This is a genomic window from Gottfriedia luciferensis (assembly GCF_002156865.1).
In the GTDB taxonomy this organism is placed as follows: Bacteria; Bacillota; Bacilli; order Bacillales; family Bacillaceae_G; genus Gottfriedia; species Gottfriedia luciferensis.
The window spans coordinates 1-20,662 of record NZ_NCTA01000048.1 but is presented as its reverse complement, the minus strand read 5'-3'; the positions used below and the strand labels follow the sequence as shown (position 1 = coordinate 20,662).

The window sequence follows — 20,662 nt, the reverse complement described above, 5'->3', positions numbered from 1 at the left end:
CTCACGCCCCATGGAAAGCGAGCATCCTGGAACGGAAATCAACATTTTTTTCTAACAAAGCCCAAATATTAATAGATTGAATTCAAAAAAGCCCAATGAAATACTAATGTTCTACGAGTAAAATTTAATACATTATTAATTTTAAATAGATACTCTCTATAATCATATTGGGTTAATCAAACGGACTTTTGGCATATTCGATTCAATACGTGAATGATAAAATTGAGTAGAAAAAAAGAAAGTTTTGACTCATTTAGTCGAGGAAGTTCGAAAAAAATTTATGATATCGGGTTAATTTAGAAAAATGTTGAGACAATTTAATATTAATTTAGAAAAATAGAATCATAATTTAAATTTCATTTAAGAAGCAAATTCAAAGTTAGGTAAATATAAGGAAACATCAAAAAAATAAATAATCGTTCTTTCCTATTTTAACAACAAGTTTCTACCTATTTCTCAGTAGATCATTGATAAGTTTCAAGGAAATAAGTCAGTTAGCTATTAGTCTATCGATTCGGTTTTTCTTCATTTAAAAATTTCTGAATATTCCACATAATTTTCTAATCTTTGTTTGTTAAATTACCGTTTTTTGGATAAAATGGTTTTGTAGGCCTTAAAGTATTGAATACATAACAAATAGGAGTGAATAAAATGCCAATCGATGTTTATTTAAATTTTAATGGAAATACACGTGAAGCAGTTGAGTTCTATGCAACTGTATTTAACACAGAAAAACCTAAAATTATGACTTTTGGAGAAACGCCTGAAAATCCAGATTTTCCTCTACCAGAAGAAGCAAAAAATTTAGTTATGCATACAAGACTAAACATCAGTGGTAGCAATGTTATGTTTTCAGATACTTTCCCTGGTTTTCCTTTTATCCCAGGTAATAATGTTCATTTATCTTTTATTAGCGAAGACCTTGAAGAAATTAGATCAGTCTTTAATAAGTTAAGTGATGGTGGTAAAGTAGGAATGGAACTTCAAGAAACATTTTGGAGTAAAGCGTATGGAAGTTTAACTGACAAATTTGGCATTCACTGGATGTTTAATCACGGAACTGGTGAATTTTAATTAATATTTTAACAAATAAAGGATATGAGACCTTTTCTTTGAAAGGTATCATATCCTTTTTTTAACTCAATTTAATAAACAAATAGTTATTTGCACTGGATATAACATATATTCTATTAAATGGCAGAACATAAGTAGGGAAGTGTGATCATGCAGTCTACTAAATTTTCTAAATCATTTTTATCAAGCTGGTCAGTTTTATTGTCATTTTCCATACTCGCTGGAATCAGTCAAATGTTATGGCTAAATTTTGCTCCTTTAATTTCTTATTTAACATCACATTATTCTGTTACAGAATCAGACATTAATTGGTTATTAATCGTTTTTCCGCTTATCTATATTTTGCTTTCGATTCATTCAGGTAAAGTAATTGACCGAATTGGATACCGATTTAGTATATTAGTAGGCGGCATATTTATGTCAGTTTTTTCATGCGTTAGATTAATTGATTCAAGTTTTTCATTCCTATTAATAGGGCAAATAGGAATTGCAATTGGTCAACCTTATATTTTAAATGCAATATCAAGTTTAGTAGTCGATTTGTTTCCAAAAAATAAACAGGCTACCGCCACAGGCATCGGTACAGTTGGAATGTTCATTGGTATGGCAATAGCATTAGCGGGGACACCGTTTCTTGTAGACGTTTATGGGTTTCAAACAACATTAGCCATAATGGCGATTTTGACCATCTTTGCTACACTCATCTTCTACTTCATTGGTCACCCAAATTCAATTGTAAAACTAGCAACAAGTAATACAGCACGTTTTAGTACTACATTTAAATTATTAAAAAACAAGCAACTGATCTTATTAAATATTATTTCCTTTTTAGGTTTAGGAGTCTTTAATGGTCTAACCTCATGGCTTGAACAAATAGTAAAGCCATATGGAATCACTTCAGAACAAGCTGGTATTGTAGGAGGCTCGTTAATAATCGGAGGTATTATCGGTTCGGTCATTATCCCACTTTTTTCAGATAAAGTTGGTAAACGAAAGCCTTTTTTATTATTTACAATCATCGGCTCTCTTCTTTTAATCTATCCACTTTGTACAACAGGAAATTTCGTATTACTACTTATAATTGGTAGCGTACTTGGTTTCATTTTTTTACCTGCTTTTGCATTACTATTATCAACCACAGAAGAATTAGTCGGTGAAGAAGTATCGGGCGAAGCGACCGGATTACTTTTAATGTCTGGAAATCTAGGTGCTGTCATTGTAATAGGGGCAATGCAATTCATTAAGGGTGAGCGATCAACATGGAATCATTCAGTTTTTTTCATATTGGTTTTATTATTAATTGGATGCTTCCTTACCTTTCAATTCAAAGAAAAAACGATTCAGGTCGATGATAAACAATAAAAAAGCATTGGAAAGTACTCCAATGCTTTTTTATTAAAACTCTATTTTTTCCAAGTACAATCCACCTGGTTCTGCTAAATTAGTTACTTTCGCTCGATCCTTTAGTTCAATCACTTTCGGTATATTATCTGCAAATAATCTACCAGCTCCAACTTCAATCAACGTTCCTACAATTTTTCTCACCATATTATATAGGAATCCATTTCCGCTTATTCTAATTTGGATAAATCCGTCCTTCTTCTCAAAATCTATCGAATAAATTTCTCGAACCATTGTCTTTTTCTTTGATTTCGCATTTGAAAACGCCGTAAAATCATGCTCTCCTAAAAAGTACTTGGCAGCTTCTTTCATCTTATTTACATCAAGCTTTTCTTCAATATGCATACTATATTTACGCATAAAAGGATTCGTAAATTCCTCATTCCATATTTTATATATGTAAGTTTTCGATTTAGAATTATATCTCGCATGGAAACGATCAGATTCAATCGTTACCTCTTTAATACTTATATCCTGTGGTAAATAACAATTTAGATAATTTCTTATCTCTAATACTGGAATATTTTCTTTTATCTTAAAATTAGCTATTTGTTCAAATGCATGTACTCCTGCATCCGTTCTACTACTACCAATAATTTCAATTTCTCTTCCCACCATTTCTGATAAGACACTTTCGATTTTTCCTTGAATGGTATTTTCACCATTACCTAGTCTTTGCCATCCTTTATAACGGCCACCATCATACTGAATCGTTAATTTATAATTGTTCATTTCTTTCTCCTTTAAATTAAGAGCAGGGTTAAGGAAGTGCAGGATTGAGGGGAAAGGTAAAGATTAAGGATTAGGTAAGTACCCCGTCTCCCTGCCTTTCCTGCCTTTCCTGCCCTTACTCTCTTCCTGCCCTTAATTATAGACTATATAGTAGTAATATATAATTTTTTCTTTATACTAGTATTAACTATTGTGATTGGAGAATACCATGGTACTTGATGAGTTAGCTTTAAAAATTATAAATGAAGTTAGAAAACTAATACATGAGGATATCATTATTATCAATACAGACGGCATTATTATTGCAAGTACTGATCCAGAACGAACCGGTACTTTTCATGAAGGCTCATTAATTTCCCTAAAAGAAAGAAAAACTTTTACAATAACAGTTGAAGATGAAAAGCGTTTAAGCGGTGTAAAAGCTGGCATAAACCTTCCTATCTATTTTCAAAATGAAATAGTCGGGGTTATTGGTATCACTGGGGATCCAGATCATATTTCACCTTTTGGAGAAATGCTTCGTAGAATGACAGAATTATTGATTAGAGAAAACTACTATACAGATCAAATTGATTTACATCAAAGAACTCTTGAAGCATTTGTTTTTGATTGGATTCAGAATGTTGAGTGGGATGAAAATTTTCACGAGCGTTCTCATATGCTAAATATCGAATTAAATTCGCAAAGACAAGTAATCATTTTTGAATGGGAAAATCAAAATATCCTACCAATCGATACAAGACAACTAATCATTGACTTAACGAATCGAAATAAGCAGGATGTATTTGTTCGTTGGGGAAATAATCGAATTGTCGTTCTGATGAGCATTGAAGATTCAAGAAAAGATTATTACCAGCTAATAAATGATCTATACAAAATTATAAGAAATCGACTAAACTCACCTATTGCCGCTGGTGTTGGACAACAAATCATTCCGGATCAATTACATAAGTCTTATCATCAAGCAGTTCGCGCATTAAAAGTTGCATTAAAAACTAGCTCAATTATTTTTGATTTAGACTTAACAATTGATATCATTCTGCAGGAACTTTCACCAGAGATTAAGAAAACATTTATAGAGCGAACAATTGAACCTATATTAAATGAAGAAGACTTATTTATTACGATAAAAGAGTATATAAACCAAAATCAATCTCTTAAAAATACCGCTCAATCATTACATATTCATATAAATACACTCCTTTATCGCCTCAATAAAATTACTGAATTGACAAAACTGAACCCTAAAGACATCCAAGATTTATTTAAATTGTATATCGGAACATACCTATTAGATGATTCTACAAAAAAGCACCGTTAAATGGTGTTTTTTCTGTATGTTCTTCCATAGTAAATTCATCTAGTACCTATTTATACTTGAACTAAGATAATGTGGGGGGAATTTATTTATGATTACAAAGGACATTGCTCAGAGTTTTATCGCAATTGTTGGTAAAGAAAATTTTGATGATTCAAAAGTTGAGAGACTTGTCTATTCATATGATGCTACTCCGAATTTGCAATCTCTTCCGGATGCTGTCATTAGTCCTCGCTCTACTAAAGAAGTATCCGAAATTGTTAAAATCTGTAACGAACACAATATTCCGATTGTCCCTAGAGGCTCTGGAACAAATTTATGTGGTGGTACTTGTCCAACAGATGGAGGTATCGTTATCTTATTCAAACATTTAAATAAGATTCTTGAGATTGATGAAGAGAACTTAACGATTACAGTTCAACCAGGTGTAGTTACTCTTGATATGATCAATACAATTGAAGAAAAAGGTTTATTTTACCCACCAGATCCTAGCTCAATGAAAATTTCTACGATAGGTGGAAATATTAATGAAAATTCAGGTGGTTTACGTGGATTAAAATACGGTGTAACACGTGATTATGTTATTGCACTTGAAATCGTATTAGCAAACGGTGACATTATTCGAACAGGTGGAAAACTAGCAAAAGATGTTGCAGGTTATGATTTCACCCGTTTATTTGTTGGTTCTGAAGGAACTTTAGGTATTATTACTGAGGCTACTTTAAAGCTCATTCCAATGCCTGAGACGAAAAAAACAATGCTTGCATTATATGATAGCTTAGAGGATGCTGCCAAAACGGTATCTAAAATAATTGCTAATAAAATTATTCCTACTTCTCTTGAATTCATGGATCAACCTACTTTAGAGGTTGTTGAAAACTTTGCACAGATTGGGCTACCAACTGATGTAAAAGCCGTTTTATTAATTGAACAAGATGGTCCTGAAGAAGTCGTAAACAGAGATATTGAATTAATAAAGTCAATCTGTCAGCAAGAAAATTGTATTACAGTTAGTGTAGCAAAATCCGAAGACGAAGCAGTTGCTTTACGTACAGCTCGACGCTCTGCTCTTTCAGCTCTTGCCCAATTAAGACCTACAACAATTTTAGAGGATGCAACAGTACCTCGTTCTAAAATCGCTGAAATGGTTAATGCAATTAATGATATTGCAGAAAAATATAATGTAAGAATTTGTACATTCGGCCATGCTGGTGATGGAAATCTTCACCCTACCTGCCCAACAGATGCTCGTGATCATGAGGAAATGGAACGGGTAGAAATGGCATTTGCAGAGATTTTTGAAAAAGCAATTGAATTAGGTGGTACCATTACAGGTGAACACGGTGTTGGCATCGTAAAAGCCCCTTACCTTGAATTAAAACTTGGCAAAGAAGGTATTAATGCAATGCTTGCTGTGAAAGCTGCTCTAGATCCAAATCATATTATGAACCCAGGTAAAGTCTTTGCAAAAGATAGCCGTAAAAGAATGGTGGTGTCAAAATGACAACACTTCAAGAGCAACAAGCAATCGGTCAACAATTTAAAGAACGTATGAACGAAGACGAGCTCTTAAACTGTATGCGATGCGGCTTTTGTTTACCAAGCTGTCCAACATATATTGAGTCTGGTCAAAAAGAATCGCATTCACCTCGTGGACGTATCGCTTTAATGAAAGCAGTAACAGATGGATTAATTGAACCAGATGAAGATGTGGAACGTACACTTGAGCTTTGTCTTGGCTGTCGTGCATGTGAGCCTGTTTGTCCTTCTGGTGTGAAATATGGTCATTTATTAGAAGAAGCAAGAGATATTATCGCACAGCATAAGAAGCACTCTCTTCCAGCACGAGCTATACGTAAGGTTGTATTTAAAGAACTTTTTCCACACCAAAAACGGATGAGATTAGCCGTAGGTCTTTTAGGCATATATCAACGAACAGGCCTTCAAGTCGTTGCAAGAAAAGCTGGAATTATGAAGCTAATACCGAAAAACTTATCTGCAATGGAAAAAGTTTTACCAAAAGTACCGACGATGAAACAAATGAAATCACGTCCTGAGTATTTGCCCGCAATGAAAGAAAAAGTTAGTAAAGTTGCTTTCTTCTCCGGATGTTTAATGGATACTATGTTTTTAGAAACAAATAATGCCACTATGAAACTACTACAACTAGCTGGCTGTGAAATTGTCATTCCAAAAGATCAGGCTTGCTGTGGAGCCCTGCATGGTCATAGTGGAGAAAAAGCTATTGCCAAAGAAATGGCCAAGAAAAATATCGAAGCCTTCGAAAATCTGGGAGTAGATTATATTATTACAAATGCTGGTGGCTGCGGTGGTTTTCTTATTGATTATGATCACCTTCTGAAAGATGATCCAATTTGGAAAAATCGTGCACTTTCATTTAAAAATAAACTAAAAGATATTTCAGAAATTCTAGTAGAAGTTGAACTTCATAAAAAAGTAAAATTAAGTTTACCCGAGCAAATTATTACTTACCAAGACTCATGTCATTTGAGAAATGTTATGAAAACTGCTTCTGCTCCAAGAACATTGCTAAAATCAATTCAAAATACGATCTATCGTGAAATGAAAGATGCGGATCGTTGTTGCGGTTCGGCTGGTATTTATAATATCGTCGAATCAGAAATGTCGATGCAAATCCTAGATCACAAGATGAAGCAAGCAACAAATACAAAGGCTACTACAATTGTAACAGCAAATCCAGGATGTTTACTTCAAATGAAGTTAGGTGTCGAAAGGGAAAACCAATCAAATCATATAGAAGTTGTCCACATTGTTGATTTTCTTTTAAAAGCAGCTGAATACGAAGCAAATTAATTCAGGCCTCGCGCCTCAAAAGACAACCGTTCTCAACCAATCCAAAGTCCGAATTAAAAAACTTTACCTACACACTAACACAAGGATCTACTTATCCTTGTGTTTTTTTCATGTAAAGAACCCAAACCTCAAGCGACCATTAAACTACGCATAATACCTCTCCTGCACTTCCTGCCCCTAATCATTTACTTTTTAATGAAGAAATTGCCGTCCTTGTTTGATCTATATATTGAATTGTTTGGTCATATTCCTGTGTGGCTACAGCCATAAATAAAATATCAATGACATGTAATTGAGCCATCCTTGAAGAAGTTGCTCCACTTCGGAATGTAGCTTCTCTGTTAGGTGAATTAAATAGTTTTATATCAGATAAATTTGAAACTGCGTTAGAACCAAAACCAGTTATACTAATTGTACTTACTCCATTTTCCTTTGCTATTTGTAGCGCTTTTTGAACTTCTACTGTTTCTCCTGAAAATGAGATCCCAACTAATACATCGTTCTCTTCGTGGTTAGCTATTTGTACAGCCAACATGTGCAAATCAGTGAATGCAGATGTGTATTTTTTTATTCGTAAGAACTTTTGTTGTGCGTCTAAGGCAACAACCATTGAACCACCAACACCAAAAAAATAAATATTTCTGGCTTTTCTCAATGCTTCAACAGCTTCATCTAATTCACTAACATTAATAATATCACTCGTATCTTTAATCGCTTGAATATTATTATTCATCATTTTTTTGATAATCGAACTAGTTGATTCCCCAAAATGAATATCCCTAGCTCCTTCTTCAGTTGTTGTAATGATATCTCCATTAATTCTGAGCTTTAGCTCTTGAAATCCTTTTAAACCTAAAGATCTGCATAATCTAATAATAGCTGAATTGCTTGTTTGGCTTTTTTCTGCAAGTTCAAATACAGTATATTGAATAGATTTTTCTGGATTTTCAATTATATATTTAGCTGCTCTTCTTTCAGATGGTGGAAGTTTATATAGCATTTCTTTCAACATGATTAAACCGCCGTTTAATGCATTCATTTAATCTACTCAACTCTTTCTTTTTTAGGTAAATTTAGAATTATAAAAATTTTCTTTTGATAGTAATCTATTTAATATAGTAATATTTTTTCAAATAAAAAGCGACTGACTAGTGAAAAACTCACTAGTAGCCGCTATCCTTAATCATTATTCTCTTCCGGTCGCCTCAACAATTATACTTATTTACTTATTTATTTCATTCATGGCTAATAGATATCCCCCAAAAGTAGAAGAGACATCATTTGTATAAAACTTCACAGCTGGATAGTGCTCACGAATTGATTGAACAAATTTATTTTGAACGACAGGTATACGTAGTAGAATACTCCCTTTTATTGCAACTCGTGGAATTTCATGAAGGTTTAGCTTTCTTATAGCTTGCATCGTTGTTTTAGCAAGCAATCGACCTGCCTCTTCTAAAACAGCCATTGCCATTAAATCACCCATATTTGCCATTTCAACTATGAAAGGAACGTGAGAAGCAATTTCCCCTTTAGTACTATGATAAATATACTGTTTAAGTTCATTTACTTCTTTTATTTCCAATCTTTCTAGTAGTTTCTTAGTCAAATAGCTTAGCGGCATTCCTTCATCAGATTCTTGTGTAATCTTTTTAAAGATTTCAATACAAATCCAATATCCACTTCCTTCATCGCCTAAAAGATGTCCCCACCCTCCAGCAGTTACTATATTCTCCCGATTCATTCCAATACAAATTGAACCTGTACCAGCGATTGTTAATACACCATTTTGTCCATTGAGTAATGCTGCATGTGCAATTTGTGCATCATTTACAATTTTAAATGGAATATGGAATGACTCGTTTAAAGCTTTCTCTAGTGGTCCTCGATCTTTCACTCCACCTATACCAGCTATCCCTAAAAAGATGAATAAGCAATTCTCTATTGATAAAGGGCGTAAGCAGTTTTCAATTGCTACTATTATGTGATTAATTCCATCTTTCTCATTGACTAGTAAATTACTAAAACTAGAATAACCTTGGCTAATAACTTTACCTTCTAAACTATAGGCAGTAGCCTCCGTTTTAGTACCTCCACCATCAAGACTTATAATATATTTCACCTTAGTTGCCCCCTACAAACAATTATTTTTCAGCTAATTTTTTATGTAGGCGAATGATATGCTCAATTAGCTTTTGCTCACTCATTGCAGTCATTAAATGATCCTGTGCATGGATCATTAATAGAGATTTTTCAAATGCTTCACCGTTTAGTTCAGCTTGAATTAAAGTAGTCTGAGTTTTATGCGCGTTTCCAATTTCTTTATAAGATTCTGCAATTAAACGATCCGCTGTTTCAAAATCGTTTTTTTCTGCAGCCTCTAATGCCTCATAAGCTAATGATCTCGCATTTCCCCCGTGTGAAATAATCTCAAAAATTTCTTGTTCGTTTGTCATGTTCATACTCCCCCTTTTTTAGTGAATCGCTAATTCTTCCTTAAAAAATAATGGTAGATATTCTTTATGAGCATCTAATAATGCATCTAAAACATCCTTTGCAACCTCATCACTTGGTACTAAAGGATTAATCGTTAATGCTAATAATGCCTTCTCATATGATCCTATAACTGCTGCTTCCGCTCCAACTCGTTCAAATGATTTAATTTGCTGGACTAACCCGTTTATTTGAGGTGGTAATTCTCCTACTGAAATTGGTATTGGTCCTTGTTTTGTTACAATACAATTCACCTCTACGGCCGATTCATTTGGTATACCTTGAATCGAACCATTGTTTTGAACATTCAATACTTGAATATCTTTTTTATCATTATAAATAGAGGTAATTAGACTACAAGCAGCGTCACTGTAATATGCTCCACCTCGTTTTTCAAGCTGTGGAGGCTTTATAGATAAATTCTCATCCTTGTATAATTCAAAGAGATCATCTTCTAATTGTTTAACAACTTCTGCCCGTGTAGTGCCTGTTTTAAATGACTCTAATTCTTCTTCAAGAATATGTTTTGTTTTGTAATAATATCGGTGGTATGGACATGGAAGTACTCCTAAAGACAGTAGAAATTCCTTTTGCCATGGTAGTGGTGCAATGTTTTTCATCGTCATTTGTATTTCTGGATTTGCTAATAGTTCTAAAACATGCTCAGTCACTTCTTTTCCATCCACATAAACATGAAGTCCATAAACCATATGGTTTAACCCCGCAAAATCGATATGTACACGGCTAGTCTCAACTTCCAACAACTTAGCTATTGTCATAGTCATATTAATTGGTACATTACAAACTCCAATTACTTTTTTATGATTGCTATAACGTAGCAATGCTTCAGTTACCATACCTGCAGGATTAGTAAAGTTAATTAACCATGCTTCCGGACAAAGCTTTTGCATTTCTTCTGCGATTTCAAGTAATACTGGGATCGTTCTCAAACCTTTAAATAATCCACCTGCTCCATTCGTTTCTTGACCAATCATACCGAATTGTAAAGGAATTCTTTCATCTTTCACTCGTGCATCTAGTAAACCTACTCGCATTTGAGTCGTAACAAAATCAGCATCTTTTAAGGCTAATTTTCGATCTAAAGTTAAGTGAATTTCCATTGGAATTCCTGCTTGTTTTACCATTCGTCTAGCTAAATTACCGACAATTTCTAACTTTTCTCTGCCTGCCTCTATATCAACTAGCCATAATTCTCTAACTGGAAGCTCATGATATCTTTTAATAAAGCCTTCTACTAACTCTGGTGTATAACTAGAACCTCCACCTATCGTTACAATTTTAATTCCTTCTTTACTCATGTTGTCTCACCTCTCGATAAATTTACTTACACAATCGTTTTTTTAAAGTGGGAATAAAAGAAAATAACTCATTATTGTACAAACTGCTGTTGAAATTAAAATAAATTTTAATGCTTGTCTACTATTCTTATATTTCCCTTCAAGCTTCAATACAACAAAAGGTAATCCGATACTACAAGCAATACTATTTGCAATAAATAATGATGTTTGATAGGCAAACCCTATTTGTTGAAAAAGCGGACAAAGTATTATATTGATGATGATTACGAAGGTGAAAAAAATTATGGCACTCTTATAATTAAATTTGATAAACCAACTAGATTCTTTCAATCTGATCACCCTTTAAATTTTTAATAAAGAAAGGTCGAACTGTTTTATAAACAGCCCAACCTTTTCTCATTTATAGCGTTACACCTACATTATCAGTTACTGTGTTTACATTCTCTTCTTGTGCAAGCTTATTATCATAAACTTTAAAAAATGGTAAATAAACAAAGAATGAAATCGCGACGTTAATGAAGACAAGTACAATCGCTCTCCAGTCTCCACCAGTAGATAAATAAGCTCCAATTGGTGCAGGTAAAGTCCAAGGAACCATGATATAAGTAGGATTTACGAACCCAGCAACTGTAGCAAAATATGATAATGTTGCTGTAATAAACGGTGTTAATACGAACGGAATAATTAATATTGGATTTAACACAATCGGTGCACCAAAAATAACTGGTTCGTTAATATTAAAAATACCAGGAATAATTGCTGACCTACCAACTGCTTTTGTATATTGTGATTTTGAGAAAAATAGCATTGCTAATACTAGTCCGATTGTTGCTCCAGAACCTCCGATCCAAATAAACCATTGGAAGAAAGTTTCAGGTGCTACGTGAGGAATTGTTTGTCCAGCTGCAACAGCTTCAGCATTTTTAGCTAAATAAACTTCCCAAAGTGGTCTTGCCACCGTTCCAACAATTGAGTCCCCATGGATACCAAAAATCCAGAAAAACGTAATAAAGAATACTGGTACTAAAACTCCTCCAAGGCTATCTCCTGCACTTACTAAAGGTGAAATTGCTTTATCAACAAGCGTATGTAAATCAATTTTAAATACAACAGTTATTAAAGTTAATACGAAAACAACAAATGCAACAGGGATTAATGATTCAAACGAACGAGCCACTGAAGGTGGAACTGAATCTGGCATTTTAATAGTAATTTTCTTTTCTTTAAAAAATCTCAATGATTCAACAGAGAAAATAGATGTACACATTGCCACGAATAATCCGTGTCCTCCCATATTCCCCATCGGTAATACCATTCCTACTTTATCAACTAATTGAGGTGTTAAAGTTAACAAGAATGCAGCAGCCGATAATTGGGCACCTGATAATGGATCCATTTTGTAGTTTTTCGCTAAGTTATATCCAATACCATACGCTATATATAGAGACATGATATACATTGTTAAACGATATGGGATTAAAATTTCAAATATATGCTTTTTTGCCCAAAGTGAAATCGCCCATTTTTCTGGTAACGGGGGGAAAGCAATAATTAAGAATAAAGATCCAATAATAATAAATGGTAGTGCAGAAATAACCCCGTCACGAATTGAACGTAAATGTTTTTGCTCAGAAATTTTAGCCATTGGGCCTGAAAGTTTATTTTCCATAAAATCAATAAAACCGTTCATAATTCTCCTCCTTTTGTCATTTTAGAATAGTAATCTTATTTTTTAGTAATCTCTTTCACCATTGTTAATAGTTTTGATCCCCCAAGTGGAGTATAAGCTGTTGGTGGTATGACTTCACATGGAACATTTGCTAAATCTGCTTCAGCTTTAAGGCTATCAAATCGATGACGAACTTGAGGCGCTACCATTGCGATATCCCAACCATTCTTTACTTCCTCACCAAACTCTTGGGTTCCAATTGCTTGTACTTCCATTTGTAATCCATTTTTTTCGGCCTCTTTTTTTAAAGCGTTAACCACAATTGCACTAGACATTCCACCTGCACATACAAATAATACTTTCATTTTTACTCCTCCTTTTTCTAGATGTTTTAAAATTAAAAAATAAACAAAAAATTGAAAACGTTTTCTATGAATTTATTATATTCCCAGTGAAATAAAATTTCAATTATATTATCAAAAAACCGAAATAAAATTTTAAAAAGATGCAAAAAAAATTTTCACATCTTTTTAAAAACATATTATTTAATTGATTTTAAACTGAAATTTACTCCACGGCTCTAAATAATCTAATAAGAAGATTTCTTCTTCTACAATACGTCCAACTACATTCGTTTTTCCTAAATTTTCCATATCTTGTAATGCAATTTGCAATTCACCTTTGTATTGGCCATATAATTCATTTTCTATTAAAATATCCCCTCTACGGATCTGAGGTGTATATGTTGGTTTAAATTCTTCTTCTCTGTATTTTACTCGCGATTGGGTTGAACGAATTAAGTAATCAGATACATCTCCGCGATAGAAATGAAATTCCTCTAGTACGATTCTTCTCTCTAATTCTGTAATTGAATCATATAAGTTAATATTTAATGTAAATAAATCTTTTCCATTCTGATTAAGATTGGATAGTTGTTGAAGCTCTTCTTCAGAAGCATAGGCATTTGCAATAATCACATCATCAACCAAGTCAGAGTAAAATAAATGTTTTGCTTGAGTAACAACTGATAAATTACGGTGCATTTCTAATGTACAAAGTCCTTCTGATACCGGCCACGGGCCATATGTTGCAGCTTGTGAATTAATAAATGCTGTCGTACGAATACTATGTTTTTTAAACTCTTCACTACATTTAACAAAATGTTTATAGCTTAAACCTGCATAACGATGTGGATAAAAATTATGAGATCCGATTAAGTTTGACTTATTTGGTCTATACGCCAATATATTTTCTAAGTATTTTGTTGCATTACTCATATTAATTTCAATTTTTAATCCATATGGATTGTACGTCATAATCGATTCTTCATTTCCTGTAAAACCTAAATCTAGTCGGATTCCATAAGCACCAAGATTCGCAAAAAAAGATAAATCATTATATGAAATATTTAATGCACCAAAAACTCTTGGAGCGATATCAACGATTACTTCCATCTCTAAATCATTTGCATAATCGATCACTTCTTTAAATTCTTTTAAAATTTGTTCTTTATCACCATTTACAGATAGTAAACAAGTAAAGATTCGTTTAAAACCATATTGATGAGCTAATTTAATATATGCTTTATCTTTTTCTACTGTTGAATGTTCAGGATAAATTGAGATTCCTAATTTTTTCACAAGTATTCCTCCTAATAATGAATGTGATCACTGCTAAAGATAAGGTACAGGTGTAATATTCCCCAAGACTACTAATCGTTCTGCTTTTGTTGCTCCAGGAACGTTACTAGGCAGACCATTTAAAGTTTCATTTGCTAAAATCGCAAATGCAATAGCTTCTTTAGCATCCGAAGAAAAACCAATATCCTCTTGTATTAATACTTTCAAATTTTCCCCTAATAATTCTTGAAGCATGTATAGAAGTGTTTTATTATGACTTCCGCCGCCACTGACAATTACTTCATCAATAGAGTAGTTAGGTAAGATAAAATTCTTATAGTTTTCGGAAATTGATTTCGCCGTAAACATTGTCATTGTCGTAATGAAATCGATTGGAGAAATATCACTAAAATCTCTCAATAGCTCATCGACAAATTGCTTACCAAATAATTCTCTACCAGTTGTTTTAGGTATAGGTGCTAATATATAAGGCATGCTCATGCATCTGTCTAGAAGTTTCTCATCTACAGTTCCCTGGCTAGCCAAGTCACCATTTGCATCATAGGGCAAGTCGAAAAAACGCTTACAAATTTCATCAATAACCATATTACCGGGACCAGTATCAAATGCTATTAAATTATCAATTGTAGCATTTCTTGGAACGATTGTTACATTTCCTATACCACCTATATTCTGAAGCAAACGTGTTTTTGTTTTACTTTTATAAAGTAGCAACTCTGAATATGGTACTAAAGGTGCCCCGTACCCTCCTGCTGCCATATCCATTACTCGGAAATTAGAAACAACTTTTGTATTCGTTTCATAGGCAATAACTGCTGGTTCTCCTAATTGTAATGTAGACTGAATGAAATTTCCTTCAGCTTCAGGTTGATGATAGATTGTTTGTCCATGAGACCCAATAAATTCAATTTGATTTAATGGAAGTTGGTTTTTATGACAAATTTGTTTGACTGCATCTGCAAATGCGTAACCAAGTTTAAAATTTAAGCTACATAAATGTTGAGCATTTGAAGAAACGAGTGATATCGCATCTTGAATTTCCTTTAATAAACTTTCCTCAATTGGAATTGTCATAAAATCAATCAATTTAACTTCTGTTTCACTACCACAACCAATTAAATCAACTAAAGCCACATCAATACCGTCTAAAGATGTACCAGACATTAACCCAACTGCATATCCCAATATTCTCACTCCTTTTAAGATTTATAACTATTACATTAAAACAGAAATTCATTTATGTAAAAGGTTAAGAGTCTGAACTTTAGAACAAGATTTTAGCAAAGATAGGACTAAGGAGTTAGGAAGCCCCCCTATTAATTACTGCTATTATGTCTCAAAAGTTAATAATCTACGATCCTCATTAATATAATTACTTTGTAGACTTAACAGGGGGGATACTATGCCAGATTTTGTACAAACTGCTAATTATGAACATTCATTTTGGTTGCATGTACTAAGGGATCATTCGCAATTTATTTTAGATGCTTTACCTTCTAAACAGGAAGAAGAAATTAGGATTGCTACATCATTTTTCAACTCTTTCAACGAGCTGCTTAATTCCTTAAATAATGGAGTAAATATTAATGAAATTACAATGAGTGCAGAAAAAAATGCCTTAGCGCTTCGTGAATTTAAATTATCGTTATTAACGAAACACATTACAGACGCTAATTTTACGATCTACTTAACCCCTACTTTTTTAAATCATATGGTAAATGAATTAGAAGAATATCTTTTAGTACTTTCCTATTTAAAACAAAACCAAGCTCCACCGATCTTTCATGAACTGCATCATCATTTACTATGGGTACTTGATGCAGCAGGTCACGCTGGAGCCATTGCTGATAATCTCGATGCGACTGAAAATATGCTAAAAAAGAAAAGTCACGAATTTATTAAACATTTCGAGCACTTCTATTTAAAGGCAGTAGAATTAACTGGATATTTACGTACGAAACTTAATTCATTCCCTGCATTAAAAAGAATGAATAAAGATGTAAAATTAGAAATTCAGTTATTTCAAATATTTCTCAAAGAAATTGAAGAACTAGATATCTCGAGTCAAATGCTAAGTAATTTTTCTGCTTTAATGGCTGATCATATGTATAGAGAAGAAATGTATTTTCTTAAGAAATTAGAGGAATCCGCTGCTAGTAATACTTAAAAACAGATTATTTGTTTAGAAGAATAGAATATGTTCCTAAAAAGATAGCACCTCATTTAACGTGTAAACACTACCATTGTCGACATGTTAAATAAGGTGCATATTTATGATTATTTACTATTTAATTGAAATCCAATTATTTTTAACAACTTTAATTACAGCATTTAGACGATCTTGAACCTCTAACTTCATTAATAAATTGGCAACATGATTTTTGACTGTTTTATTTGAAATAAATAATTCTGTACCAATTTGTATATTTGAATACCCTTTAACTAAAAGATGTAATATTTCCAATTCTCTTCTCGTAAGTAATTCTTTCAAATAAGAATCATCAGGTGGCATGAACTGATTGGACTTATTTTTAAGCTCCTTATATTCTTTTATCATTTCATTCGTAAAACGATGATCGATCATGTAATGTCCATTTCGAACCTGTTTAACAGTATTTATTAAATATTCTTCGTTAACATCTGTCAAACAAATCCCCTTCACACCTACATGCAACAGTCGATCGATTTCATAAAAATCTAAAGAGTTCTTAATGATGATAATATTTGTTGAATGATCAAGTAGCATTAGGTTTTTAGCATATTCTTCCATCTCTTCACTTGAAACTTGCGTAATTAAAATTGAACTAATAATATCTTGAAAATAACGAGTTTCATGTATATTGAATTTAATAGCTTTCATCTGATTAAATTCTAAAATGGTACTAATACCTGATACAAAAAGCGAATTTTCAACAAAAATAACAGTATTATTTTTTCTTGGATGATTGCGAACTAACTTAGCTAACACTACTGCCACCCCCGACTTAAATTTGCATAATATTTATTTTTTAAACAATATTAGTATTGTACATATTTCAGCGAATTTAATAAATTTAAAATTTTTGAAATATAAGTTAAGTATTTCTTAAAACAAAATTAAGTTCTTGAAAAAAATTATAAGAGGAAGAAAAAATAGAATGCAGATTGAGGGTCAGTAGAATGAGATGCATTTTAGAATTAAAATTCTTAATTGGTCTTGCTTTACTAACACTTATAAATGATTGGTAATTTGCCAAACTCTCAAATTCTATTTTAATATAATTATTTCATTCTATTTCCACTTAACTTATCTTTTCTCTCTCCACTTCTATTACACACAATTAATATACCTAAAAAGTTATGAATTATTTTAATAGTACAAATTTATATTTTCACAAGATTTTTAATAAAAAAAAGTGTAATATTAAAAATGTTTTCTTTATCTTGCATTTCCCCAGTAATAAAAAATATACTAACTCCGCATAATTAGCTCATTTCAAATTAATGGATGTTCTTATTAGATGTTTCCTACATAGACCACGAACTAAAAAGTATAAGTATAGAATAGAATTTTTTTTAATAATTAGGAGCATAAAATGAATTTTGAACAGTTAGAGTATATTGTATATGTTGCAAGTGAAAAATCAATATCCAAAGCTGCCGAAAAGTTATTTATCTCTACATCAGCCATAAGTCAATCTATATCGCAATTAGAAAAAGAACTGAATATAACAATATTTAACCGTTCAAGATCAGGAACTACCCCAACACTTGAAGGAAATATCGTTATCACGAAAGCAATTAAGATATTAGCGAATATTAAACACTTAAATGATGAGCTAAATAGCTTGAAAATACAAAAAGAATCTCATTTAAGAATTGTTGCGGCACCTGCTTTTTTTGATATCTTCCAAGAAGCAGTGACAAATTTTAATATCGAAAATGAACAAATTTCAATTGATGTCGAGGAATTATTTCCAGACCAGCTGCTAAAAAATTTTAATCCCGATCATTATGATGTTGGATTCCTTCCAGCAGAAAAAGATGAATTGGATAAACTTCCAAAGCTGGGTAAGAAGTTAATCCATAAAGCGCGAATCGGAATTGTAGTAGGAAAGAATTCTAAACTATATAATTATGATTATGTAACACCTGCTGATTTAAATAACGAAAAGATCGTTTTATTAAAAAACACTAGAAATAGTATCGTTAAAAAATTCGCAAAAAACATAAATAATCATGTAATTTTAACTACGAATAACCCGAGACTATTACTAAATATTGTTAAAGAAAGTACTGCATTTTCATTTATTCATGAATTTACATTAAAGAACTATCCTACATTTGATAATAATAGGTTAAAAGTTATTCCAATTAGTTATTCTGACGAGGTGGAATACATCTACCAGGATATTTGGGCTATTTATTCTCATGAAAAAGGATTATCAAGTACCTCAAATGAAATTATTAAGCACGTATCATTTCAATTGGATAAATAATAGTAACCATCTCATTAGGTAACGGGTTCCCTTTTTGGGGACAAAAGTTAGAAAAAGCAACTAAAATAGCACTGATTACATCATAAAATAGCAATAATGGGTAACGAATCAATAGACATTTCAGCAATCTAATCGACATCAAAAAGAGCTTGGAGTTTTAAAATCCAAGCTCTTTTTATTTCATTTAATTTTTTTAAAGTATGTCGGAACAGACATAAATATTCCTTGAATTGCAATCATATCTTTATTCCCCTTAATAGAGTAAACCATTTGTTTATCGGCTTTTCCGATTTCATGTCCTAAATCGTAATCATCATTTGAACAAAAAGACTTATAAGTATGTTGATTATAATAAGCGTAATAAACAAAACATTCTTCTCCATTGATTACTTCCGTATGACCATTGTCATTAATTTGGTAATTCGGTAGCGATTTATCGTGGAAATATAGATAGACTGCATAAATGCCAAAAAGCAAACTGAGAAAAATAATAAATTTAATAATCATTTTCAAGTCCATCACTCTTTCGAGGAAACTAAAGTTTACCATTTATTCTTTTATCGGAAATACAAAATATCCTTAATTTAAAATTATTTGTATGTTATCCCTAAAAATATCCACACTTTTAGTATAATTCTTAGCACTAAAAATCGCACTAAGAATGTAGTGTACAATAACTATTGTACAGTGTTATTTTTATGCTAAAATGGGTGCGGGTTTTATCGAAAAGTTTAAATAAATGGCTTTATATTAATAAAAAACACCTACTCGCAAATTGTGAGTAGGTGTTTGATTTCGTATACGATTTACCTATTTTGTCTCCCTAAAGAGAACCCGTTACTCATTAGGAAGGTTACTATTTTTTTAAATCTTATTTATAATAGAACAATGCGCTCTAAGTAAAAATAACATATAATAAGGAAATTAAATAAAAAGTTATTAATCCATTTTTAGGAGGTGATTTTTAATGACAAATGATGCATATTTGTCAGATAAATCAGCGCCCCATGCAAAGCCTAGTTTTAGAACGGCGATACTTTGTATGGGAAGATTTTAATAAAAAGTCGCCCAAGTGAGCAATTCTGATTCAATGGCTTTGCACCTTATTTTACAAAATAAGAATAAGGGGCTGGCGAAGATGGCATATCTTAAAGCAAATGCTATTTTACCTGAAAAGTTATTATCGGAAATTCAAAAATATGTTCAGGGAGAAACAATTTATATTCCAAAACCTGAAAATAGCCATAAAAAATGGGGTTCTAAATCAGGTACGAGAAGGCTAATTGCTGAACGAAATAAAGCGATTAAAGAAGCTTTTAGAAATGATCGTTCGATAGAACAATTAGCTACTGAATACTTTCTCTCAATAGAGACAATTAAAAAAATTGTATATACTAATAAATAAAAACCACTTTAAATAGTGGTTTTTTTCAGAGTGTTGAAATATAATCGTTCAATATAAAAAAGGGCTTTAAGTGAACATTTTTAAAAATAAAGTTAGCATTTTTGATCATCTATTTATAAATGAAATGTTAATCTGTTTTGAGCATTTTTTTCATTAGTTAAAATATTAAATACTAATTTTTAGAAAAAAGAATTCAAACTGATTAATATTTAATAGTTTCTTAATGAATACTTAAAATGATGAATGAGTTGATTGGAACGAAAGGATGCTCGACTCCTATGGGAAATGCGGAAAGGCT

At 32.1% G+C, this 20,662-nt stretch carries 20 protein-coding genes; 8 read left to right on the top strand and 12 right to left on the bottom strand.

What is annotated here, in order from left to right; genetic code table 11:
* Positions 1-651: 651 nt before the first annotated feature.
* Entirely contained in the window at positions 652-1,074 is a 423-nt protein-coding gene (locus B7R67_RS19440; protein ID WP_088072643.1) for a VOC family protein, read from the top strand.
* Positions 1,075-1,224: 150 nt separating this feature from the next.
* The gene (locus tag B7R67_RS19435; protein WP_088072642.1) at positions 1,225-2,436 is read left to right on the top strand and encodes an MFS transporter; all 1,212 of its coding nucleotides are present in this window, start codon (positions 1,225-1,227) and stop codon (positions 2,434-2,436) included.
* Between the two features lie 33 nt (positions 2,437-2,469).
* Here B7R67_RS19435 and truA read toward each other — a convergent pair whose 3' ends face one another.
* Positions 2,470-3,207 carry a tRNA pseudouridine(38-40) synthase TruA gene (truA, locus tag B7R67_RS19430; protein ID WP_088072641.1) on the bottom strand — a complete coding sequence of 246 codons (738 nt, stop codon included), beginning with the start codon at positions 3,205-3,207 and terminating at the stop codon, positions 2,470-2,472.
* A gap of 208 nt (positions 3,208-3,415) precedes the next feature.
* Between truA and B7R67_RS19425 the strand changes: the two genes are divergently transcribed.
* The 3 genes from B7R67_RS19425 (at position 3,416) to B7R67_RS19415 (ending at position 7,360) form a co-directional block, all read left to right on the top strand.
* Positions 3,416-4,528 carry a CdaR family transcriptional regulator gene (locus tag B7R67_RS19425; RefSeq protein WP_088072640.1) on the top strand — a complete coding sequence of 371 codons (1,113 nt, stop codon included), beginning with the start codon at positions 3,416-3,418 and terminating at the stop codon, positions 4,526-4,528.
* 88 nt (positions 4,529-4,616) lie between these two features.
* The gene (gene glcD / locus B7R67_RS19420; protein WP_088072639.1) at positions 4,617-6,029 is read left to right on the top strand and encodes a glycolate oxidase subunit GlcD; all 1,413 of its coding nucleotides are present in this window, start codon (positions 4,617-4,619) and stop codon (positions 6,027-6,029) included.
* Positions 6,026-7,360 (top strand): (Fe-S)-binding protein, encoded by a 1,335-nt coding sequence (locus B7R67_RS19415; protein ID WP_088072638.1) that lies wholly within the window; start codon positions 6,026-6,028, stop codon positions 7,358-7,360. The genes glcD and B7R67_RS19415 overlap by 4 nt, the downstream gene beginning before the upstream one ends.
* Positions 7,361-7,541: 181 nt before the next feature.
* Here B7R67_RS19415 and B7R67_RS19410 read toward each other — a convergent pair whose 3' ends face one another.
* The 9 genes from B7R67_RS19410 to anmK form a co-directional block, all read right to left on the bottom strand.
* Complete coding sequence (locus B7R67_RS19410; protein ID WP_208615674.1) at positions 7,542-8,399, bottom strand: MurR/RpiR family transcriptional regulator; 858 nt, start codon at positions 8,397-8,399, stop codon at positions 7,542-7,544.
* Between the two features lie 183 nt (positions 8,400-8,582).
* On the bottom strand, positions 8,583-9,482 hold the full coding sequence (locus B7R67_RS19405) for a BadF/BadG/BcrA/BcrD ATPase family protein (RefSeq protein ID WP_088072637.1): 900 nt from the start codon (positions 9,480-9,482) through the stop codon (positions 8,583-8,585).
* A gap of 22 nt (positions 9,483-9,504) precedes the next feature.
* On the bottom strand, positions 9,505-9,822 hold the full coding sequence (locus B7R67_RS19400) for a PTS lactose/cellobiose transporter subunit IIA (RefSeq protein WP_088072636.1): 318 nt from the start codon (positions 9,820-9,822) through the stop codon (positions 9,505-9,507).
* 12 nt (positions 9,823-9,834) lie between these two features.
* Positions 9,835-11,172 carry a 6-phospho-beta-glucosidase gene (locus B7R67_RS19395; protein WP_088072635.1) on the bottom strand — a complete coding sequence of 446 codons (1,338 nt, stop codon included), beginning with the start codon at positions 11,170-11,172 and terminating at the stop codon, positions 9,835-9,837.
* A 42-nt stretch (positions 11,173-11,214) separates the two neighbouring features.
* Positions 11,215-11,502: a hypothetical protein gene (locus B7R67_RS19390; RefSeq protein WP_088072634.1), complete on the bottom strand. Its 288-nt coding sequence runs from the start codon at positions 11,500-11,502 to the stop codon at positions 11,215-11,217.
* 70 nt (positions 11,503-11,572) lie between these two features.
* Positions 11,573-12,862, bottom strand: a complete 1,290-nt coding sequence (locus B7R67_RS19385; RefSeq protein ID WP_088072633.1) for a PTS sugar transporter subunit IIC — start codon at positions 12,860-12,862, stop codon at positions 11,573-11,575.
* A gap of 35 nt (positions 12,863-12,897) precedes the next feature.
* Positions 12,898-13,206 (bottom strand): PTS sugar transporter subunit IIB, encoded by a 309-nt coding sequence (locus tag B7R67_RS19380; protein WP_088072632.1) that lies wholly within the window; start codon positions 13,204-13,206, stop codon positions 12,898-12,900.
* A gap of 180 nt (positions 13,207-13,386) precedes the next feature.
* Entirely contained in the window at positions 13,387-14,481 is a 1,095-nt protein-coding gene (locus B7R67_RS19375) for a DUF871 domain-containing protein (RefSeq protein ID WP_088072631.1), read from the bottom strand.
* 33 nt (positions 14,482-14,514) lie between these two features.
* Positions 14,515-15,666, bottom strand: coding sequence for an anhydro-N-acetylmuramic acid kinase AnmK (gene anmK / locus B7R67_RS19370; protein ID WP_142289594.1), 1,152 nt, complete (start codon positions 15,664-15,666; stop codon positions 14,515-14,517).
* Positions 15,667-15,883: 217 nt separating this feature from the next.
* Between anmK and B7R67_RS19365 the strand changes: the two genes are divergently transcribed.
* Positions 15,884-16,648: a DUF2935 domain-containing protein gene (locus B7R67_RS19365; protein ID WP_088072630.1), complete on the top strand. Its 765-nt coding sequence runs from the start codon at positions 15,884-15,886 to the stop codon at positions 16,646-16,648.
* A 117-nt stretch (positions 16,649-16,765) separates the two neighbouring features.
* Here the strand turns inward: B7R67_RS19365 and B7R67_RS22790 are convergent, their stop codons facing one another.
* Positions 16,766-17,449, bottom strand: a complete 684-nt coding sequence (locus tag B7R67_RS22790) for a response regulator transcription factor (RefSeq protein ID WP_088072629.1) — start codon at positions 17,447-17,449, stop codon at positions 16,766-16,768.
* A gap of 607 nt (positions 17,450-18,056) precedes the next feature.
* On the opposite strand from B7R67_RS22790, the gene B7R67_RS19355 reads away from it, so the two are divergent.
* Positions 18,057-18,959, top strand: a complete 903-nt coding sequence (locus tag B7R67_RS19355) for a LysR family transcriptional regulator (RefSeq protein ID WP_088072628.1) — start codon at positions 18,057-18,059, stop codon at positions 18,957-18,959.
* A gap of 180 nt (positions 18,960-19,139) precedes the next feature.
* Here B7R67_RS19355 and B7R67_RS19350 read toward each other — a convergent pair whose 3' ends face one another.
* Positions 19,140-19,472 (bottom strand): hypothetical protein, encoded by a 333-nt coding sequence (locus B7R67_RS19350; RefSeq protein ID WP_088072627.1) that lies wholly within the window; start codon positions 19,470-19,472, stop codon positions 19,140-19,142.
* Between the two features lie 625 nt (positions 19,473-20,097).
* Here B7R67_RS19350 and B7R67_RS19345 point away from each other — a divergent pair.
* Positions 20,098-20,364, top strand: coding sequence for a CD3324 family protein (locus B7R67_RS19345; protein ID WP_088072626.1), 267 nt, complete (start codon positions 20,098-20,100; stop codon positions 20,362-20,364).
* Positions 20,365-20,662: the final 298 nt, after the last annotated feature.